The sequence below is a fragment of the Massilia sp. CCM 8734 genome, assembly GCF_011682155.1.
GTDB classification, from domain to species: Bacteria; Pseudomonadota; Gammaproteobacteria; order Burkholderiales; family Burkholderiaceae_D; genus Telluria_A; species Telluria_A rubra.
Window position 1 is genome coordinate 1 of record NZ_WHJI01000365.1, and the last position, 237, is coordinate 237.

A 237-nucleotide genomic window follows, 5' to 3' on the forward strand; every position below is an offset into this window, starting at 1 on the left:
GCAGGTGCAGAGATAAGAAAGCGCGTTGTGTTTTGTGTTGATACGCAATCACTACCCAAAGTAATACAATAAAACGATACTTCTTCCAGATTCAAGCTAGTGCTGCCCGGTCGGGAGCACCAAGCTGACCAAGTTATGCCTGATGACCATAGTAAATCGGTACCACCCCTTCCCATCCCGAACAGGACCGTGAAACGATTTTACGCCGATGATAGTGCTGCAACCAGTGTGAAAGTA

Annotated in this window: 1 rRNA gene; it reads left to right on the top strand. The window is 47.3% G+C overall.

Going from position 1 to position 237, the window contains the following annotated elements:
* Nucleotides 1–138: 138 nt before the first annotated feature.
* Nucleotides 139–237, top strand: a 5S ribosomal RNA gene (gene rrf / locus F2P46_RS36905); the annotation flags it as partial.